Raw genomic sequence first — 19031 nt, forward strand, 5'->3', positions numbered from 1 at the left:
CTAGTCAAGATGCATAAAACCAGTTGGGCCTGTCCTAACTGGTTTTTTTCATACCGTGGTCTATTTTTAATTTTCATTTGACGCTATCGTCTTGGAAAAATCATAAAAGAAAATTGGAAATAGATAGAATAAAAATAGAGGTATACAAGATGAAGAAATTCTTGGTCAGTATGATGGCTGTTATCACAGCTGTCCTCTTAGTAGCATGTTCCAATGCTTCTAATAAAGATTTGGTTCACGTCGGTGTGCTCCAATATGTGGAACATCCTTCCTTGTCAGCGACCCGTAAAGGGTTCATTGAAGAACTTAAAGAGGAAGGTTACGTCGACGGTAAGAACATCAAAATCGATTATCAGAATGCACAAGGAGATCAGTCTAACTTGCAGACGATTTCTCAGTCGCTTATTGAAGATAATGATGTCATGTTGGCTATCGCAACTCCAGCAGCCCAGTCTTTGAGTAGTTTGACAAAGGACAAGCCAATTCTCTTTACAGCTGTTACAGATCCAGTTTCAGCTAAATTGGTTAAGTCTATGGACAATGTTGGAGGAAATGTGACAGGGACAAGCGACATGTCACCAATCAACAAACAAGTCGAGTTGTTGAAAAAGGTCCTTCCAAACACTAAAAAAGTTGGGATTATGTACACGACCAGCGAGCGTAACTCAGAAGTTCAGGTTGAAGAAGCCAAGAAATACTTCAAGGAAGCTGGTATTGAAACGGTTATCAAGGGAATTTCATCAACCAATGATATCCAAGATACAGCCAAGAGCTTGATGAGTCAGACCGAAGTGATTTTCATCCCAACTGATAATACTATTGTTAGTGCTATTAATACCTTGGTAGATCTTTCTAAAGAGACTAAGGTTCCAGTTGTTGGTAGTGACGCTGGTAGTGTAGAAAAAGGTGTCCTGTTCACTTATGGAACTAACTATGAAGCGCTTGGACGTCAAACAGGTAAGTTGGCAGGCCGTGTTCTCCGAGGTGAGAAGGTAAAGGATGTCGATGCCGAGTATCCTAAAACCCTAAATGTTGTGGTTAACCATGACATGGCTAAAGAACTTGGTATTGATGTTTCTAGCATTAGTGACGAGGAATCTAAAGCATCAACGCAAGATGACAAACCAATTGCTAAAAAAGATAAGGGTGTCATTAAGCTTAAGGTCAATAAGTCTTCTAAAAAAGGATTTTCAAATGTGGTGCTAACTGCCATTTCTCAGGGACTTCTCTGGGCTATTATGGCTATTGGGGTCTTCATTACCTTCCGTATTTTGGACCTTGCTGATTTGACAGCTGAGGGGGCCTTCCCACTTGGTGCTGCTACGACAACTATCATGATTATCCGTGGAATCAACCCAATCTTTGCGACTCTAGGTGGTTTTGTAGCTGGTATGCTTGCTGGAGCTGTGTCTGGCTTTATGCATACGAAAATGAAGATACCAGCACTCTTAACAGGGATTATTACCTTAACAGGGCTCTATTCAGTTAACCTTTTGGTTCTTGGAAGTGCCAATGTCTCTCTTTCAGGACATAACACGCTGGTGACTATGGTTATGGATCTTGGTCTATCTAAGCTGAATGGTGTGATTCTATTAGGACTGATTTTTGTTAGTCTGGTAGTACTTATGTTGGTTGTTCTCCTTAATACACAGGTTGGACTTGCTCTTCGTGCAACAGGTGATAACCTTGCCATGGGTGAAGCCAATGGTATCAAGGTTGACCGTATGAAGATTCTTGGCTACATGATTTCCAATGGTTTGATTGCCCTATCAGGTGCCCTCCTAGCTCAAAACAATGGCTATGCGGATATGAATATGGGTACTGGTACAATCGTAAATGGCTTGGCTGCAATCATCTTGGCTGAGGTTATCGTCAAGTATCTACCGCTTGGAAAACGTCTCTGGTCAATTGTCGTAGGAGCTGTTCTCTACCGTTTGGTCTTGGTTATTATCCTTGCCATGAACGTTGATGCTCAAATGTTGAAATTGGCTTCAGCCATCTTGCTTGCTATCATCCTTTATGTGCCAGAAGTACGCCAAAAATTGAAAATCAGACCTAATAAATCCTTGACTCCAGGAGGTGACAAGTAATGGCTTTACTTAGTTTACAACAGATTCACAAAACCTTTGAAAAAGGCACAGTCAATGAAAATCACGTCCTTCGTGGTTTGGACCTAGACATTGAGCAGGGAGATTTTATCTCTGTCATTGGGGGAAATGGTGCTGGTAAATCAACCTTGATGAATTCAATTGCTGGTGTTCTTAGCATTGATGAGGGGGATATCTTGTTGGAGGGGCAATCTATTAAGAAAGCATCTGTAGATGAGCGCTCTAAAGACATTAGTCGTGTTTTCCAAGATCCTCGAATGGGGACAGCGACAAACCTTTCTATCGAAGAAAATATGGCGATTGCCTATCGTCGTGGTAAGAAACGTAGCTTCTTTAAAAAGTCTATCACTGAAAGCGAACGTCAAGTCTTCAAGGAAGCTTTGGTAGATCTTGGTCTTGGTCTTGAGAATCGTATGAAGACCGATGCTAATTTCTTGTCAGGTGGACAACGTCAGGCCTTGACACTTGCTATGGCAACCTTGGTTCGTCCAAAAATCTTGCTTTTGGATGAACACACAGCAGCCCTAGATCCTAAGACAAGTGATATGGTCATGAATTTGACACGTAAGATCGTTGAAGAACAAGAATTAACAACCCTTATGATTACCCATAATATGGAACATGCTATCGAATATGGGAACCGTCTAGTCATGCTCTATCACGGAAAAATCGTCGTCGATGTGCGAGGTGAGGAAAAGAAAAACCTCACTGTTGCAGAACTTATGGACCTCTTCCACAAAAATAGTGGACAAGTCCTCAATGACGATGCCTTGGTACTCGGTTAATAAACAAAAAAAGAAACTATCCAAAGTTCAGATTTTGGGTAGTTTTTTCTTGACTATTTTTGACCAAGTGCTAAAATAAATATATGGATTAGCACTCGTGGTTTATGAGTGCTAAAAATAACGTTTCACACGTTACTAATAATAAATAACATTTGGAGGTAATTGGTATGGCATTGAAACCATTGGGTGATCGTATCGTTGTCCGTTTTGAAGAAACAGAAGAAAAAACAGCTAGTGGCTTTGTTTTGGCAGGAGCCAGTCATGAAGCTACAAAGACTGCTGAGGTTTTGGTAGTAGGTGAAGGAATCCGTACTCTTACTGGTGAATTGATTGCACCTAGTGTTGCAGCAGGCGATAAAGTTCTTGTTGAAAATGGTGCAGGTGTCAATGTTAAAGACGGAGATGATTCCGTTTCAATTATCCGTGAAGCAGATATTTTAGCAGTCCTAGCTTAGGTTTATGCTAATCAGATATAAAGTAAGATAAAGAAGGAGTAACTATGGCAAAAGATATTAAATTTTCATCAGATGCACGCGCAGCAATGGTCCGTGGTGTTGATACTTTGGCTGATACAGTTAAGGTAACGCTTGGTCCTAAAGGTCGTAACGTGGTTTTGGAAAAAGCTTTTGGCTCACCTCTTATCACTAATGATGGTGTGACAATTGCTAAAGAAATTGAACTCGAAGATCACTTTGAAAATATGGGTGCTAAACTTGTCAGCGAAGTGGCTTCAAAAACGAACGATATTGCCGGTGACGGAACAACTACAGCCACTGTTTTGACACAGGCTATCGTCCGTGAAGGTCTCAAAAATGTAACGGCTGGTGCTAATCCAATCGGTATCCGTCGTGGGATTGAAGCAGCTGTAGCTACAGCCGTGGAAGAGCTTAAAGCCATTGCACAACCAGTTGCTAATAAAGAAGCTATTGCCCAAGTCGCAGCGGTTTCATCACGTTCTGAAAAAGTTGGTGAATACATTTCAGAAGCTATGGAACGTGTGGGTAATGACGGTGTTATCACTATTGAAGAGTCACGTGGTATGGAGACTGAACTCGAAGTGGTTGAAGGTATGCAGTTTGACCGTGGTTATCTTTCTCAGTACATGGTTACTGATAATGAAAAGATGGTCGCTGACCTTGATAATCCATTTATCCTTGTGACTGACAAGAAAATTTCAAATATCCAAGATGTCCTTCCACTCTTGGAAGAAGTGCTTAAGACAAGTCGTCCACTCTTGATTATTGCTGATGATGTGGATGGTGAAGCTCTTCCTACACTTGTTCTTAACAAGATTCGTGGAACTTTCAATGTTGTTGCTGTTAAGGCGCCTGGCTTTGGTGACCGTCGTAAAGCGATGTTGGAAGACATTGCCGTATTGACAGGAGCAACTGTCATTACTGAAGATCTTGGTCTTGAACTTAAGGATGCAACTATGGCAGCACTTGGTCAAGCTTCGAAAGTAACTGTGGATAAAGATAGCACAGTTATCGTTGAAGGTGCAGGAAGCACAGAAGCGATTGCTAACCGTGTTAACCTCATCAAGTCTCAATTGGAAACAACAACATCTGAATTTGACCGTGAAAAACTTCAAGAACGTTTGGCTAAATTGTCAGGTGGGGTTGCAGTTGTTAAGGTTGGTGCGGCCACTGAAACAGCCCTTAAAGAAATGAAACTTCGTATCGAAGATGCCCTTAACGCTACTCGTGCCGCTGTTGAAGAAGGTATCGTAGCAGGTGGTGGTACAGCCCTTGTTAACGTCATTGCTAAGGTTGCTGAACTTGATCTTGAAGGTGACGACGCTACAGGACGTAACATTGTCCTCCGTGCCTTGGAAGAACCAGTTCGTCAAATTGCTTATAACGCTGGTTATGAAGGTTCAGTTATCATCGATAAATTGAAGAACAGCCCAGTTGGTACAGGCTTTAACGCTGCTAACGGTGAATGGGTAGATATGGTTGAAGCAGGAATTATCGACCCTGTTAAGGTCACACGTTCTGCCCTCCAAAATGCTGCTTCTGTAGCTAGTCTTATCTTGACAACTGAAGCAGTCGTTGCCAATAAACCTGAACCAGAAACTCCAGCAGCACCAGCTATGGATCCAGGAATGATGGGCTACTAAGAGTTTAAAAAAGCAAAAGAAAAAACCTAGGAAAAGTCGAGAAACTTTTTCTGGGTTTTCTTTTTTTCAATTATTTGTTGTTAATTACTGAAAAGGGTTAAATGTATCAGAACTTCCTTGTTGACCTGCCATTTGCATCATCATTTGTTGTTGTCTAATGCGTTCTGCTTCCTTATTCGTATTGATAGAAACAGCAAGAAGGATGATCCAACCGATGAATGTCCAGCCTAGAAGAAAGGATAGGATAAAGATTGGCCATTTTTTATCTGTTTTATTTAGAAGAGCTGGTAATATAAGAAGTACTACCAAGGGGAAATTAATGATGACGGAGAGAAGAGCCGTGATCAATCCGGCACTAAGATCATCACTGGCAATTCCCAAGAGTATCATTCCAAGAGCCCAGAGGATAGCTGGGATGGAAGCGACGGCTAACATGATGAAGTTTGTTTGGGTTTTCTTGTCTTGTTTCTTCCAAGTTTCATTTAGATTTTTGCTTGCTTGTTGGAAAGTTTCACCAGTTTGATTCGCAAATTGGTTAACAGTCTGACTGGCCGTTTCTACAGCAGGTTTAACTTGTTCCTGGAAGGTCTTTGCTTGCTTTTCTTGAGCTAGGTTAGTTGCTTGGAAAGTCTCTTCTTCATCTGCTGTAGAGTTAGTGAGTGGCTCTTCAGCAACATCATAGCTGTCAACATTTTTTTCGGCAGTTTCTACCACTTCTGTTGATGGTGCAGATTCTGCTGGTTCAACAACTTCTGAATCTTGCTTAGTTTCTACAGTCTCTTTTTGTGAGACAGTTTCTGTTACTTCGACAGTTTGTTTGGGAGTTTCTCGGACAAACTCGCCTTTCTGAGCTGCTTCAGCCATTTCTTGAATACTTGGATTACGACCATTAACTGCTTGGAAAAAATCGATCCAATCTTGTTGCTTCATGTGTATAACCTCCAGATATCTTGATTAAAAAATGTTGATAATTACAATTATAGCAATAGTGTAAGGGGATCGCAATGGGAGTCTTTACTTTATTTCCTTATAATCTTCTTATCACTAAAGATGGGAAAGAGAAAGAAATAGGTTAGGACATAGACCACTAGAGGATATATCAGTGGATTATAGTCCCAGGCTCCTTGCCAATCTAGGTGTAAGAGTCTAACACTAGCGCGTGTTAGGCCTGTGCTCCAAGCTTTAAGGCCAAATGGTCTTAGGATTAAACTGAGTGGTGTTGGAAGATGCAAAAGGTAGACTCCATAAACTGTCACTAAAACTAAGAGATATAATCTAAAAAAACGCTGGTGGTAGGCCCACAAGCGTGTAAAATAGTTTTTCATTAGCCAATAACTGCAAAGAGTTTTTGAGCGTTTGATTGGCGAGTAGCATCCATGATGAGGAATAAGTCAACAATTGACCAGATACCACATCCACCACACGTCAAAAGTTTACCAACACCGAGACCAATTTGTCCTAACAAAAAGCGGTCAATTCCAAGAGTCCCACCTAGAAGTGAAATAATCAACAACATTGTTGGATCTTGGAAGCTGATTGAGTAAAGCATTGAAAGTTGTTGCTCAGGAAGTGCTTCAAGACGTTGACGGATGTACTGAACTTGTTCTGTTGGGAAATACTTGGCGTTAATGGTTATCCATTGATCGACTGGATTCATAAATTAAATACCCCTCAAATTTTAAATGATATGTAAAGGATAACATATTGTAAAGGGAGATTCAAGGCGGTTAAGGCTTTTGAAGTCAATAAAAGCAACTTATTTGCAAGCTTCCACTGTGTCATAACTAGAGGATCATTAGGATAATCCTTTCGCACTATGCTTGAGAATGAGCCTACTTCTATTATTTGTGATTTCTCAACCCTTGTTCAAAACTGTTTGAGCTCGCCTTAACAGTGATTTTGTCGAGTGTTAAGGGATGGGTGAAACTAAGGGTGTGAGCGTGGAGCATGAGTCGAGATGCGGGGCGGTGGCTATAAAGAGGGTCCCCCAGAATGGCATGCCCATGGTGGGCCAGATGCACACGAATTTGGTGGGTCCGACCGGTTTTTAGTTGGCAGTTGACCAGACTAGCTCCTTTGAAGGCTTTGAGGCGCGTGATGGTTGTATAGGCAACCTGCCCTTTTCTAGGATCAACCACCCGTTTTCTACGGTCATGGCGGTCGCGTCCAATCTTGTCTTTGTACACAGTCTCCTTGGTCTGAAATTTACCTTCAGCCAAAGCCCAGTATTGACGCTGAATCTTCTTATCTTCCAAGAGTCTATTGAGAATTGGCAGGATAAACGGATTTTTTGCGAAGAGTACAGCCCCACTAGTTTCCATGTCTAGTCGATGAACGACGTAACAGGTTTGCCCACAATAGGCCGAAACATGGTTAAGTAGAGCAATTTCTGTGGGTTCATTACCATGTGTTTTCATTCCTTCAGGTTTATTGACCACGATGAGATGCTGATCCTCATAGAGAGGTTCTACTAAACTGGCATTTCCCATAGGGATAATTTTTTCAGGGTAGTCCTCTGTATCAAAGGTCAGGCTAATCTTATCACCTTTTTCAACAGGACTCTGCCAATTAATAGTCTCTCCATTGATGAGGACGTGCTTTTTCGTGCGTAGGAAATGACGAATCTTACGAGGAATGAGGAGCTTAGTTTCGAGCAAGTCTTTGACGGTTGTTGCAGGATAGGGATTGATAATTTCTACGTGTAAAGTCATGGTTTCATTATATCATGAACGTTTAAAAGAGGACAGAATCTGTAAAAACTTGGTATAATAGGGTTATGACATTTTTTGATAATCTAAAAAACAAACTTTTTAAAGAAGAAAATAGCGGAAAGGGCAAGGATTCCCAGCCTGCTGAAAAATCGAAGAATTTACAAAATAAGATAAAGGGACTCTTCGCTAAGAAACCTGATGAGGTTGAACAAGCCGTTGAAGACCTAGATATGTCTCAGGAAAGTCAAGAGACGTCACGTTATCAACGTTCTAAGCAAAAGAAACCTATTGATACGACCAAACCTTTAGGTAAGGTTCAGGCGTTCTTGAGCAAGTTTACACTTTCGCCAAGAAATCCTATTCGTCGTTTCTGGCGTCGTTATCATATTGGGAAAATTCTCTTTATCTTGGTAGCTATGCTGGTTTTGACAGTTGGTTCCTACCTTTTCTATATTGCCAAGACGACCAATGTTTCAGATCTTCAAGATGCCTTGAAAGCTACGACGGTTATTTATGACAAAGAAGGCAATCAAGCTGGTTCTTTGTCAGGGCAAAAAGGGACTTATGTGGAGCTGGATGCCATTAGTGATAGCCTAGAGAATGCTGTTATAGCAACTGAGGACCGTACCTTCTATGAAAATAGCGGGGTTAACGTCAAGCGATTCCTCTTGGCCATTGTGTCCATGGGACGCTTTGGTGGTGGTTCGACCATTACCCAACAGTTGGCTAAAAATGCCTTCTTGACACAAGAACAGACAGTCACTCGTAAGGCCAAGGAATTCTTCCTCTCTTTGGAATTAACCAAGAAATACAGCAAGCAAGAAATCCTTACCATGTACCTCAATAATGCCTACTTTGGAAATGGGGTTTGGGGTGTTGAAGATGCCAGCCAAAAATACTTCGGGACAAGTGCTGCCAATCTAACCGTTGATGAAGCAGCGACCCTCGCGGGTATGCTTAAGGGACCTGAAATTTACAACCCAATCGATAATATCCAAAATGCGACCAACCGTCGAAACACTGTCCTCGCCAACATGGTTGATGACAAGAAGTTGAGTCAGGCAGATGCCGACAGTGCGGCTGGAGTTGATATGGCTAGTCGTCTGGATGATACCTATCAAGGGACTGGCGATGACTACAAGTATCCGTCTTACTTCGATGCCGTCATTGAAGAAGCTACGAAAACTTATGGCTTGAGTGAGGATGAAATTGTTAAAAATGGCTACAAGATCTACACAGAGATGGATGCCAATTCACAAGCTAACATGCAGCAAACCTACGAAAATACTTATCTCTTCCCTACATCAGAAAGTGATGGTAGTACAGCCCAGTCCGCTAGTGTGGCACTTGATCCAACAACTGGAGCGGTCCGTGGTCTAGTAGGTCGTGTAGGTGGTACCAGTGATACAACCTTCCGTAATTTCAACTATGCAACCCAAGGTAAGCGTAGTCCTGGTTCGACCATCAAACCTTTGGTAGTTTATGCCCCGGCCTTGGCTTCAGGGTGGAGTATCAACAAGGATCTCCCTAATAAACCAATCGACTACAACGGCTATACCCCAACTAACTATGGTGATATTGAGACAGAGGATATCCCCATGTATCAAGCTTTGGCCAACTCCTACAATGTCCCAGCAGTTTACCTATTTAATCAAATCGGTATTCAAAAAGGGATCAGTTACGGTCAAAAATTCGGTCTCAACTTTGACAATGTTCCAGAAGAACTGGGGATTTCACTTGGTGGTGGTGTGACAGCCAGTCCTCTTCAAATGGCTCAGGCATATGCGACCTTTGCTAATGGTGGTGAGATGAACACGGCTTATTTCATCACTAAAATTGAAAATGCCAGTGGTGACATTATTGCTACCCATAGTAAGAAGTCTAAACGTGTTATCAGCCAGTCAGTAGCTAACCAGATGACCAGCATGATGCTTGGTACCTTCTCAAATGGTTCCGCTGTGAATGCCAACTACACAGGTTATACGATGGCAGGTAAGACAGGTACTGTTCAGGCTGAATTTAACAAGGATTTGACTAGCGACCAGTGGGTGATTGGTTATACTCCTGATGTGGTTATGACGACCTGGATTGGTTTTGATAAGACTGACGAGAGTCACTACCTAACAGGAGCTAGCTCGGGAACAGCTTCGACGATTTTCAGCTACATCGCTGCGGATGTTTTGCCAAATACACCAGGTACTGAGTTTACCGTTGAAAATGCCTATGCAGCTGATGGTCAAACACTAGACTATACGGCAGATCCAAATGACTCGCGCAATAGCAGTAACAAGTCATGGACAGACAAGGCATCAGACGTTGTGAATGACGTTAAAGATCAGGCAAGCAGCCTTTGGGATAAGATTACAGACTCCTTCTCAGGTCTATTCAGATAGCTTGTCAATTGCATTTAAAAGTGGTAAGATAAAAAGAACGGAGGCGTTATGGCACAGAAAAAAGCAAGCCTAGCGTGTGCTGAATGTGGGAGCCGAAACTACTCAATTAATGTGAGTAGCACTCCCAAACCAACACGACTAGAAGTTAACAAATTTTGTAAACATTGTAAAAAATACACCTTGCATAAAGAAACAAGATAGGAGACACCGTGAGACAAACTGGAAGTATTTTCAAAGTCTTGAAAGACACGACTTGGCCAGACCGTAAACAACGCTGGCACGATTTTATTTCAGTTCTTGAGTATACTGCGTTCTTCACTGTCATCATCTATGCGTTTGATGAATTGTTGAGTCGCGCTATGTCAGCACTGATTAACTTTTTCTAAAGAAAACACAAAAAGAGTGGGAATGCCTGCTCTTTTTTGTTATAATAAATGCAGATAAAAGCGAGAACGAGGGCCATCAGGCTTTTTTATTACGCTTTGAATTAAACCATAGACATTCATTGACATTTAACACTCGAAGCTAGAAGATAGCTAGCCGAAGGTGTTTAAATGTCATTTAGAAAAAAGAAAGGAATCCTAAAATGCTAGATTCATTCGACAAGGGCTGGTTCGTCCTTCAAACCTATTCAGGATACGAAAACAAAGTTAAAGAAAACCTTTTGCAACGTGCCCAAACTTATAACATGCTTGAAAATATCTTGCGTGTTGAAATCCCAACTCAAACGGTCAATGTTGAGAAAAACGGTAAAGTTAAAGAAGTAGAAGAAAACCGCTTCCCTGGTTACGTTCTTGTTGAGATGGTAATGACAGACGAAGCATGGTTCGTTGTCCGTAACACTCCAAACGTTACTGGTTTCGTTGGTTCTCACGGTAACCGTTCTAAACCAACACCACTTTTGGAAGAAGAAATCCGTCAAATCTTGATTTCAATGGGTCAAACCGTTGATGTCTTTGATACTAATATCAAGGTTGGTGACGTGGTTCAAATCATTGATGGTGCCTTTATGGGTCAAGAAGGCCGTGTTGTAGAAATTGAAAACAACAAGGTTAAAATCATGATTAATATGTTTGGTTCAGAAACAGCTGCTGAACTTGAACTTTACCAAATCGCTGAACTTTAAGATAGACAAAAAGAGGTTGGGCTAAGAGACTTCAACCTTGGAAGACTATCTCATTAAACTTGAGGGAGAGGCTAGAAGCTAGATTTTTGAAATTTAGTTCTGTGTCACTCCCTTTTTTTCTAACGGATGATGATGAATTACAAACGATTTTACGATAGGATTAGCGCTCCTTTGCGTTCTTACGCTAAGGTTTTAGAAGGGTTGAACAAGCTTATAACTAGGACTTTTTACCTGCTTTTTCCTATATTTCTTATTTGGGTTTGGCTAAGGAATGGTTGGTTTGTTCTCTCTACGACGGTGCTTATTATGGGGGGAGGCTTTTTCCTTCTTTCTCTTGGTCGTAGCCTCTACAATCGACCGCGTCCATACCAGACCTGGGCTATTCAACCCCTTATTAAGAAGGACAGTCTGGGCAAGTCCTTTCCCAGTCGGCATGTTTTCTCAGCGACTGTCATTGCTATGTTGGCACTGACGCTTAACCCCTGGCTAGGTGGGACTATGCTTTTTCTGGCGGGCGCTCTAGCTCTTTTGCGTGTGCTAGGTGGTGTTCACTATCCTAGTGATGTTTTGGCAGGCTATGTCATTGGGATTCTTATAGGTCTCCTTCTTTATCTTTAGAAAATTTGGGTCTTCTTCGAGAGAGGAAGGCTTTTTTCGTTGAAAAAGGAAAGGCACCTCTAGGGCACCTTTCCTTTTGTTCTAAAATTCGAGTTGGCAATTAAGGGCTGTTCCCACCCTAAATGTTATCTTAGTCATAAGATGTGTTCTAAAATTCGAGTTGGCGATTAAAGGTTGTTCCCACCATTAGATATTAGCTTAGTTTAGGACATGTTTTTTAATAGCTTGAGCGACACCATGCTCATCATTTGAAGCAGTTACTAAGTTTGCAGTTTCCTTGACCCCTTCAGGTGCATTGCCCATAGCAATTCCTAGACCAGCTAGAGCTAGCATAGGACTATCGTTGAAGTTATCTCCGATGGTCATGACTTCTTCAAGAGGAAGGTCATAATATTTGGCAACCTCAAGGAGAGCGTGTTCTTTAGAAACATGTTTGGCTGTGACTTCAAGGTAGTTATCTTTAGATAAGTAGAAGGCTGTCTGTGGAAAATCCATGCTTAGGAGTTTTTGGTGGAGGTCCTGGATAACTTCAGGCTCATCAATCAACAATAGCTTGTGGATAGGTGGTTCTGAGTCTGAGACCGTGTCTTGTAGTTCCTTAATGATAGGAGATTCACCCGTGATACTTCCTTCCAACTGAGACCATTTGTCTAGTTCGTTGGTGATCCAGTCCTTGCCAGAGTAGATATTCACAGAGACACTTGGATAATCTGTGGATAAGTAGCTAAGAAGTTCTTGAATCTCAGATTTATCCACAGGGTGCTGTATGATAGCACGATCACCCTCAAGTACTAGGGCACCGTTGTAGCAGGCGATAGGATTGTCATGAAGTCCCAGTTTATGAGCAATTGGTTGCATCCCTAGTGGCGAACGGGCAGAAGCTAAAACAAAGGGAATATTTGCTTTTTCAAGCTTTGGCATTAGCTCTATCAGTTGCTCGTCCACCTGGTGGTTACTAGTGAGAATAGTGCCATCAATGTCACTGATAATCAAACGAATATTACTCATAGTCGCTATCCTTTCCATCGTATAAAATCGTTACTTTATCTTTAAGAGACTCGACCAAATCAGGGTCAGGTTTCTTATCTGTAATCCAGTAGTCAAAGTCTTCAATCTTGCCCAAGATATATTTGGAATGTTTTTCATATTTATCAGATTCAGCAATAAGAATCTTGGTTCTAGCAGCTTGCATGGCTAGTTGTTTGACAGCAACGTCCTCTTCATCTTCATAGCTAACCACTCCTTGACTGAGACTAGCCGCTCCAAAGAAGGCTAAGTCAAATTGTAGATGTTGCAAGAGCTGGGCTTCGTGAAGCGAATAGTAAAAGCGGTTTTTGCTGTAAAATCTTCCTCCCAAGAGATGAAAGTCGATTCCTTCTTTGCCACTTAGGACCAAGGCATTGTCCAAAGAGTGGGAGTAGACAGTTACGCTCTTAGTCAATTTTTGTGAAACTTCAAGCATCAGGGTAGAGACATCGAAGAAGAGTAGAGATTGCTCTTTGACCAAGCTAAGCGCTAGGTCTGCCATTTTTTTCTTGTCTTCAGTGAGTCCTTTCTGACGTTCCTGGAAGCCAAGAACAGTGGTATTTTTAACTGGAAGAATGCCACCATGGGTACGCTGAGCCAAATTCCTCTGGCTGAGGCAGTCGAAATCTCTTCTGACGGTATCTTTGGAAACACCTAATGCGTCAACCATTTCCTTGACAGATAGGTTTCCGCGCTCCTCCAAAAGTGTTAATATTTTCTCTAATCGTTGTTCCTGATACATGAGTCACCTACTTTCTGATACTAGTATAGCATCTTTTTGCTTTTTTGTTACACAAGAGCGCAAAAAAACTTAAAAAGAAGAAAAAAGGTGCAAAATAGACTCAGGTGAATTTGCCTCTTAAAGTTCCCTTATCATCTTTAAAAATCCTTCAAAAATGCTATAATAGAAGCATTACGAATATTGGAGAGAAACCATGAGTTTTTACAATCATAAAGAAATCGAGCCTAAGTGGCAAAAATACTGGGCTGACAATCATACTTTTAAGACAGGAACAGATGCCTCAAAACCTAAGTTTTATGCGCTTGACATGTTCCCTTACCCATCTGGAGCGGGTCTTCACGTAGGACACCCAGAAGGCTACACAGCGACTGATATCCTCAGCCGTTTCAAACGTGCGCAAGGTTACAATGTCCTTCACCCAATGGGATGGGATGCCTTTGGTTTGCCTGCAGAGCAATACGCTATGGATACAGGGAATGACCCAGCGGAATTCACAGCAGAAAACATTGCCAACTTCAAACGCCAAATCAATGCGCTTGGCTTCTCTTACGACTGGGACCGTGAAGTCAATACGACAGATCCGAACTACTACAAGTGGACGCAATGGATCTTCACCAAGCTTTACGAAAAAGGTTTGGCTTATGAAGCTGAAGTACCAGTAAACTGGGTTGAAGAATTGGGAACAGCTATCGCCAACGAAGAAGTTCTTCCAGATGGAACCTCTGAGCGTGGAGGCTATCCAGTTGTCCGCAAACCAATGCGTCAATGGATGCTTAAAATCACTGCCTATGCTGAGCGTTTGCTCAATGACTTGGATGATCTTGATTGGCCAGAGTCTATCAAGGACATGCAACGCAACTGGATTGGTAAATCAACTGGTGCCAATGTCACTTTCAAAGTAAAAGGGACAGACAAGGAATTCACAGTCTTTACGACACGTCCAGATACTCTTTTTGGTGCGACCTTCACTGTTTTGGCGCCTGAGCATGACTTGGTAGATGCCATCACAACACCTGAACAAGCTGAGGCTGTAGCTGACTACAAACATCAAGCCAGCCTTAAATCAGACTTGGCTCGTACAGACCTTGCCAAGGAGAAAACAGGGGTTTGGACTGGTGCTTATGCCATCAACCCTGTCAATGGTAAAGAAATTCCAATCTGGATTGCTGACTATGTTCTTGCCAGCTACGGAACAGGTGCTGTTATGGCCGTACCTGCCCACGATGAGCGTGACTGGGAATTTGCAAAACAGTTTGACCTTCCAATCGTAGAAGTGTTGGAAGGTGGAAACGTTGAAGAGGCTGCTTACACAGAAGATGGCCTTCACGTCAACTCTGACTTCTTGAACGGTCTCAACAAAGAAGAAGCGATTGCTAAAATCGTGGCTTGGTTGGAAGAAAAAGGCTTTGGTCAAGAAAAAATCACTTACCGTCTTCGTGACTGGCTCTTTAGCCGTCAACGTTACTGGGGTGAACCAATCCCAATTATTCATTGGGAAGATGGTACTTCAACAGCTGTTCCAGAAAGTGAACTCCCACTTGTCTTGCCAGTAACCAAGGACATTCGCCCTTCAGGTACTGGTGAAAGCCCATTGGCTAACTTGACAGACTGGCTTGAAGTGACTCGTGAGGATGGTGTCAAAGGTCGTCGTGAGACTAATACTATGCCACAATGGGCAGGTTCAAGCTGGTACTACCTCCGCTATATCGATCCACACAACACAGAGAAATTAGCTGATGAGGATCTCCTCAAACAATGGTTGCCAGTCGATATTTATGTGGGTGGTGCTGAACACGCCGTGCTCCACTTGCTTTACGCTCGTTTCTGGCATAAATTCCTCTATGACCTTGGTGTTGTACCGACTAAAGAGCCATTCCAAAAACTCTTTAACCAAGGAATGATCTTGGGAACAAGCTACCGTGATCACCGTGGAGCTCTTGTGGCAACTGACAAGGTTGAAAAACGTGACGGTTCCTTCTTCCATGTGGAAACAGGGGAAGAGTTGGAGCAAGCACCAGCCAAAATGTCTAAATCCCTCAAGAACGTGGTTAACCCAGACGATGTGGTGGAACAATACGGTGCTGATACCCTTCGTGTCTATGAAATGTTCATGGGACCCCTTGATGCCTCAATCGCTTGGTCTGAAGAAGGATTGGAAGGAAGCCGTAAATTCCTTGACCGTGTTTACCGTTTGATTACAAGTAAAGAAATCGTTGCGGAAAACAATGGCGCTCTTGACAAGGTTTACAACGAAACCGTTAAATCTGTTACAGAGCAAATCGAGTCTATGAAATTCAACACAGCCATTGCCCAACTCATGGTCTTTGTCAATGCAGCTAACAAGGAAGACAAACTCTATGTAGGCTACGCCAAAGGATTTATCCAATTGATTGCACCATTTGCGCCTCACTTGGCAGAAGAACTCTGGCAAACAGTCGCAGAAACAGGTGAGTCTATCTCTTATATAGCTTGGCCAACATGGGACGAAAGCAAATTGGTTGAAGACGAAATCGAAATTGTCGTTCAAATCAAAGGTAAAGTCCGTGCCCAACTCATGGTCGCAAAAGACCTGTCACGCGAAGAATTGCAAGAAGTCGCTCTTGCTAACGAAAAAGTTAAAGCAGAGATTGATGGCAAGGAAATCGTGAAAGTGATTGCGGTACCAAATAAACTCGTTAATATCGTTGTAAAATAAAAATAAATCCTTCGGAGCTTAGCTCTGGAGGATTTTTTAGGTTCAGCTTGACAAGAAATAGTAATTTTGTTAATGTTATTAACAAAAAGAGGGACACTATGAATAAGAAAGAACTGCATAAGTTTAATAATCGTTTTAACAGTTTTGTTTTAGCCTTTGAACAGTTGAAAAAGGCTCAGCATAGGAACAGTATTGATAAATCAATCACTATTAATGAAGTCCATTTGATTGACCTAATAGGTCGCAATCAGCCTGTGAATTTAGTGAAATTATCTGAGTTACTTGAAGTATCTAGGAGTGCCATTACTCAGAGTGTTAGACGTTTAACCAAGAAAGACCTTGTTTCTTTTGAATTTGCACCTGATAATGAAAAAAATAAATATCTGATATTATCCAAAAAAGGTGTTGACGTTTTTAACATTCATAAAGAGCAGCAAGAACATATTGAAAAAGCCATTTCTTCAGTTTTAAGAAACTATAGTGATGAGGACCTTCAAATGGTTATGAAATTGATGGATGATGTTGAAAAGGTATGGCAAGAATTACCGTGGTAAAAATCACGGTAATTTTAAAACTATATTGTTAATTACATTAACAAAAAAGAGGAAGATATGAATATACAAATTGAACTGATTTCAGAGTCTGATTTAGCAGACGAATCTTTTAATATTGTCATCGATGGCTTAAAACCAAGAGAAATCTATCGAGTCGAAATGTTTCTATCCGATTATTATTGTATCAATGCTCCCATGCTTTTAGCTCATGATGTTTTATGGAAATCAACAGCGACTTTTGTATCAGATAAGAATGGTATTATTGATATTTCACAAACTCCATCTTGTTCTGGCTCTTATGAAGATATTGCAACAATGGGGTTATTCTTTAATGCCAAACCCTTGACCAATAGGAAAAAGAAACTTCCAAACTCTCTTTCTAAAATTCCCTTATTAGATCACTTTTTTGTGGAAATCAAAATTATACAAGGTAATACTGTCGTCGCAAAGAGAACTTTCACAAGACATTACATGAGTTCGCAAATTAGTCATCAAGATATTTACGAGAGACATTTTCAAGGGAGACTCTTTTATGATAAAAAGGCAATAAAAGCACCAGCATTGATTATTGTGAGCGGTAGTGAAGGAAGGATTGAAAAGGCACAGAATATAGCTCAGCTTCTATCTTCTAGAGGTTATATTTGCCTAGCAGTTGCCTACTTTGGTTTAGAGGGGTTGCCAAAACATTTGGAACGTATTCCTTTAGAGTGCCTTATGGAAGCAAAGGATTATCTACGTCAGCATCCTCAAGTAGATAGTGAAAAAATTGGACTCTATGGACGTTCTAAGGGAGCAGAGTTAGTTTTAGCTGAGGAGAGCATTTTTAATGACGTTCAATGTTTGGTACTAAATTCACCCTCTGATGTGGTGTATGAAGGGATAAAAGGGAAATGGAACTCTCATACTTCTTCTTGGACGTATTTGCAAAAAGAACTTCCTTATCAAAAGTTTCGACTTAGAGATTATCTGTTCAGCAAACTTTTAAAAAAATCCTTTCCTAAAGATTGCTCTGCTAGGATAGATATTGGTCAAATGTATTCACCAATCTTACTGCTCGGAAGTACTGTTGATGAAATATGGGATGCCTCGTCAGCAATTGATGATATTGTCTCACATTATAAAGGACACCAGATTACATTTAAAAAATATCATGAAACAGGTCACATGTTGACAGTGGCTTATCAACCCAATCATCGCTATCGAAAAGATTGGCGTTTACTGATGAAAGAGAGCAAGGATTCTTGGTTGGCTACGATTCATTTTTTTGATAGGCATTTGAAGAAGCAATAACATAAGATTATAAATATGCTATAATAGTCCCAACTAAGATAAAAACACAGTTCTGGTTGGTAGTCCAGACGTAGGCAAGCCTATCAGTAACCTTCCTCCTTGGTTGTCCATTCTTAGGGATAGATTTAAGGAGGTGCTGTCGTGGAAACAATTTCAATTGGATTGACAGTTTATTTTGAAGATGGATTTTGGCATGGTTTGTTCGAACAAGTTTATCGAGAATCTTATCAAGTTTGTCGTGTGACATTTGGTCAGGAGCCAAAAGATGATGAAATTCTAGAGATTTTACAGACTCAGTTTACCCAATTATCTTTTAGTCCAGAGACTACAGCTAATCAACATGTAAAAATTAAGAATCCTAAACGATTACAGCGAGCTGTGAAGAAACAAGTAAATCAGAAAGTTTCTTCCAAGTCGAAAGAACTATTGCAGTTGCAGTACGAGGAAAGGAAAAAGATTTCAAAACATCAATCTAGTGTCCAAAAGCAATTGCTCAAACAAGAGAAATTTGAACGCAAACAGCAAAAACGAAGAGACAAGCATAAAGGACATTAATGTGTTTCTCTTTATAGAAACAGCTCTTTTCTAAATAGAAAGGAGCTGTTTTTACTAGTATTGAAGAATAGATTTCAACTGTTTCCTAATCTAGTTACTTATCGTCAAAACTTTTACTGATGATAGTTTCAAATTCAGGACAATACTTACTTGCCTCAAATTCAATGACACCATATTGGGCAATCTCATTTTGATAGAATGGATCGTGTGTAATGATTTCTTGAACAGCTTCTTTATTTTTAGCTCTTCCATCCCTCCACTTAGCTCTTCATTTTGACCACTTATCCCCAAAAGCCGTTTTTTAAACGG

19 protein-coding genes and 1 pseudogene are annotated in these 19031 nt (G+C 41.1%); 13 read left to right on the forward strand and 7 right to left on the reverse strand.

Translation table 11 applies throughout. The annotated features are described in order from the left end of the window. The first annotated feature begins 149 nt into the window (after positions 1-149). From V471_RS03875 to groL, 4 genes are all read left to right on the forward strand, one after another. Entirely contained in the window at positions 150-2090 is a 1941-nt protein-coding gene (locus V471_RS03875; RefSeq protein ID WP_002883690.1) for an ABC transporter substrate binding protein, read from the forward strand. Further along, on the forward strand, positions 2090-2893 hold the full coding sequence (locus tag V471_RS03880) for an ABC transporter ATP-binding protein (RefSeq protein WP_002883592.1): 804 nt from the start codon (positions 2090-2092) through the stop codon (positions 2891-2893). Before V471_RS03875 ends, V471_RS03880 begins: the two co-directional genes overlap by 1 nt. Before the next feature lie 167 nt (positions 2894-3060). Beyond that, complete coding sequence (gene groES, locus V471_RS03885) at positions 3061-3348, forward strand: co-chaperone GroES (RefSeq protein ID WP_045771703.1); 288 nt, start codon at positions 3061-3063, stop codon at positions 3346-3348. 44 nt (positions 3349-3392) lie between these two features. Beyond that, complete coding sequence (groL, locus tag V471_RS03890; protein ID WP_002883626.1) at positions 3393-5012, forward strand: chaperonin GroEL; 1620 nt, start codon at positions 3393-3395, stop codon at positions 5010-5012. An 84-nt stretch (positions 5013-5096) separates the two neighbouring features. Here the strand turns inward: groL and V471_RS03895 are convergent, their stop codons facing one another. From V471_RS03895 to V471_RS03910, 4 genes are all read right to left on the reverse strand, one after another. Further along, entirely contained in the window at positions 5097-5942 is an 846-nt protein-coding gene (locus V471_RS03895; RefSeq protein WP_014633643.1) for a superinfection immunity protein, read from the reverse strand. Between the two features lie 89 nt (positions 5943-6031). Further along, positions 6032-6337 carry a DUF2752 domain-containing protein gene (locus V471_RS03900; protein WP_084871123.1) on the reverse strand — a complete coding sequence of 102 codons (306 nt, stop codon included), beginning with the start codon at positions 6335-6337 and terminating at the stop codon, positions 6032-6034. After that, complete coding sequence (locus tag V471_RS03905) at positions 6337-6669, reverse strand: TM2 domain-containing protein (protein WP_013989998.1); 333 nt, start codon at positions 6667-6669, stop codon at positions 6337-6339. Before V471_RS03905 ends, V471_RS03900 begins: the two co-directional genes overlap by 1 nt. Before the next feature lie 184 nt (positions 6670-6853). Next, positions 6854-7723 (reverse strand): RluA family pseudouridine synthase, encoded by an 870-nt coding sequence (locus V471_RS03910; RefSeq protein ID WP_014633642.1) that lies wholly within the window; start codon positions 7721-7723, stop codon positions 6854-6856. A 65-nt stretch (positions 7724-7788) separates the two neighbouring features. Here V471_RS03910 and pbp2a point away from each other — a divergent pair, with 65 nt between their 5' ends. From pbp2a to V471_RS03935, 5 genes are all read left to right on the forward strand, one after another. Beyond that, positions 7789-10116 carry a penicillin-binding protein PBP2A gene (gene pbp2a / locus V471_RS03915; protein ID WP_014633641.1) on the forward strand — a complete coding sequence of 776 codons (2328 nt, stop codon included), beginning with the start codon at positions 7789-7791 and terminating at the stop codon, positions 10114-10116. A gap of 48 nt (positions 10117-10164) precedes the next feature. Further along, a complete protein-coding gene (gene rpmG, locus V471_RS03920) occupies positions 10165-10317 on the forward strand; it encodes a 50S ribosomal protein L33 (RefSeq protein ID WP_002886472.1) in 153 nt (50 codons plus the stop codon). 8 nt (positions 10318-10325) lie between these two features. After that, positions 10326-10502 (forward strand): preprotein translocase subunit SecE, encoded by a 177-nt coding sequence (gene secE, locus V471_RS03925; protein WP_002883656.1) that lies wholly within the window; start codon positions 10326-10328, stop codon positions 10500-10502. 200 nt (positions 10503-10702) lie between these two features. After that, on the forward strand, positions 10703-11242 hold the full coding sequence (gene nusG / locus V471_RS03930; protein ID WP_002883644.1) for a transcription termination/antitermination protein NusG: 540 nt from the start codon (positions 10703-10705) through the stop codon (positions 11240-11242). 129 nt (positions 11243-11371) lie between these two features. Continuing rightward, positions 11372-11860: a phosphatase PAP2 family protein gene (locus V471_RS03935; protein ID WP_037605467.1), complete on the forward strand. Its 489-nt coding sequence runs from the start codon at positions 11372-11374 to the stop codon at positions 11858-11860. Between the two features lie 198 nt (positions 11861-12058). Here the strand turns inward: V471_RS03935 and V471_RS03940 are convergent, their stop codons facing one another. After that, positions 12059-12868, reverse strand: a complete 810-nt coding sequence (locus V471_RS03940) for a Cof-type HAD-IIB family hydrolase (protein WP_014633640.1) — start codon at positions 12866-12868, stop codon at positions 12059-12061. Then, positions 12861-13628 carry a DeoR/GlpR family DNA-binding transcription regulator gene (locus V471_RS03945; RefSeq protein ID WP_014633639.1) on the reverse strand — a complete coding sequence of 256 codons (768 nt, stop codon included), beginning with the start codon at positions 13626-13628 and terminating at the stop codon, positions 12861-12863. The genes V471_RS03940 and V471_RS03945 overlap by 8 nt, the downstream gene beginning before the upstream one ends. Before the next feature lie 193 nt (positions 13629-13821). Here V471_RS03945 and leuS point away from each other — a divergent pair, with 193 nt between their 5' ends. From leuS to V471_RS03970, 4 genes are all read left to right on the forward strand, one after another. Further along, positions 13822-16323, forward strand: coding sequence for a leucine--tRNA ligase (leuS, locus tag V471_RS03950; protein ID WP_084871124.1), 2502 nt, complete (start codon positions 13822-13824; stop codon positions 16321-16323). A 98-nt stretch (positions 16324-16421) separates the two neighbouring features. Next, positions 16422-16877, forward strand: a complete 456-nt coding sequence (locus V471_RS03955; protein WP_014633637.1) for a MarR family winged helix-turn-helix transcriptional regulator — start codon at positions 16422-16424, stop codon at positions 16875-16877. Between the two features lie 57 nt (positions 16878-16934). Then, positions 16935-18167 carry an acyl-CoA thioesterase/BAAT N-terminal domain-containing protein gene (locus tag V471_RS11060; RefSeq protein ID WP_198166465.1) on the forward strand — a complete coding sequence of 411 codons (1233 nt, stop codon included), beginning with the start codon at positions 16935-16937 and terminating at the stop codon, positions 18165-18167. A 141-nt stretch (positions 18168-18308) separates the two neighbouring features. Beyond that, positions 18309-18722 carry a YjdF family protein gene (locus V471_RS03970; RefSeq protein WP_002886480.1) on the forward strand — a complete coding sequence of 138 codons (414 nt, stop codon included), beginning with the start codon at positions 18309-18311 and terminating at the stop codon, positions 18720-18722. Between the two features lie 94 nt (positions 18723-18816). Here V471_RS03970 and V471_RS11370 read toward each other — a convergent pair. Continuing rightward, a pseudogene (locus V471_RS11370) lies at positions 18817-18969 on the reverse strand (YciI family protein); the annotation flags it as partial. Positions 18970-19031 lie beyond the last annotated feature (62 nt).

This window comes from Streptococcus salivarius, assembly GCF_002094975.1.
Taxonomy (GTDB): Bacteria; Bacillota; Bacilli; order Lactobacillales; family Streptococcaceae; genus Streptococcus; species Streptococcus salivarius_D.

Bases quoted from the DNA above. Each gene is read 5' to 3' on its own strand.
- V471_RS03875 (WP_002883690.1), top strand. From the start codon at position 150: ATGAAGAAATTCTTGGTCAGTATGATGGCTGTTATCACAGCTGTCCTC.
- V471_RS03880 (WP_002883592.1), top strand. From the start codon at position 2,090: ATGGCTTTACTTAGTTTACAACAGATTCACAAAACCTTTGAAAAAGGC.
- groES (WP_045771703.1), top strand. From the start codon at position 3,061: ATGGCATTGAAACCATTGGGTGATCGTATCGTTGTCCGTTTTGAAGAA.
- groL (WP_002883626.1), top strand. From the start codon at position 3,393: ATGGCAAAAGATATTAAATTTTCATCAGATGCACGCGCAGCAATGGTC.
- V471_RS03895 (WP_014633643.1), bottom strand. From the start codon at position 5,942: ATGAAGCAACAAGATTGGATCGATTTTTTCCAAGCAGTTAATGGTCGT.
- V471_RS03900 (WP_084871123.1), bottom strand. From the start codon at position 6,337: ATGAAAAACTATTTTACACGCTTGTGGGCCTACCACCAGCGTTTTTTT.
- V471_RS03905 (WP_013989998.1), bottom strand. From the start codon at position 6,669: ATGAATCCAGTCGATCAATGGATAACCATTAACGCCAAGTATTTCCCA.
- V471_RS03910 (WP_014633642.1), bottom strand. From the start codon at position 7,723: ATGACTTTACACGTAGAAATTATCAATCCCTATCCTGCAACAACCGTC.
- pbp2a (WP_014633641.1), top strand. From the start codon at position 7,789: ATGACATTTTTTGATAATCTAAAAAACAAACTTTTTAAAGAAGAAAAT.
- rpmG (WP_002886472.1), top strand. From the start codon at position 10,165: ATGGCACAGAAAAAAGCAAGCCTAGCGTGTGCTGAATGTGGGAGCCGA.
- nusG (WP_002883644.1), top strand. From the start codon at position 10,703: ATGCTAGATTCATTCGACAAGGGCTGGTTCGTCCTTCAAACCTATTCA.
- V471_RS03935 (WP_037605467.1), top strand. From the start codon at position 11,372: ATGATGAATTACAAACGATTTTACGATAGGATTAGCGCTCCTTTGCGT.
- V471_RS03940 (WP_014633640.1), bottom strand. From the start codon at position 12,868: ATGAGTAATATTCGTTTGATTATCAGTGACATTGATGGCACTATTCTC.
- V471_RS03945 (WP_014633639.1), bottom strand. From the start codon at position 13,628: ATGTATCAGGAACAACGATTAGAGAAAATATTAACACTTTTGGAGGAG.
- leuS (WP_084871124.1), top strand. From the start codon at position 13,822: ATGAGTTTTTACAATCATAAAGAAATCGAGCCTAAGTGGCAAAAATAC.
- V471_RS03955 (WP_014633637.1), top strand. From the start codon at position 16,422: ATGAATAAGAAAGAACTGCATAAGTTTAATAATCGTTTTAACAGTTTT.
- V471_RS11060 (WP_198166465.1), top strand. From the start codon at position 16,935: ATGAATATACAAATTGAACTGATTTCAGAGTCTGATTTAGCAGACGAA.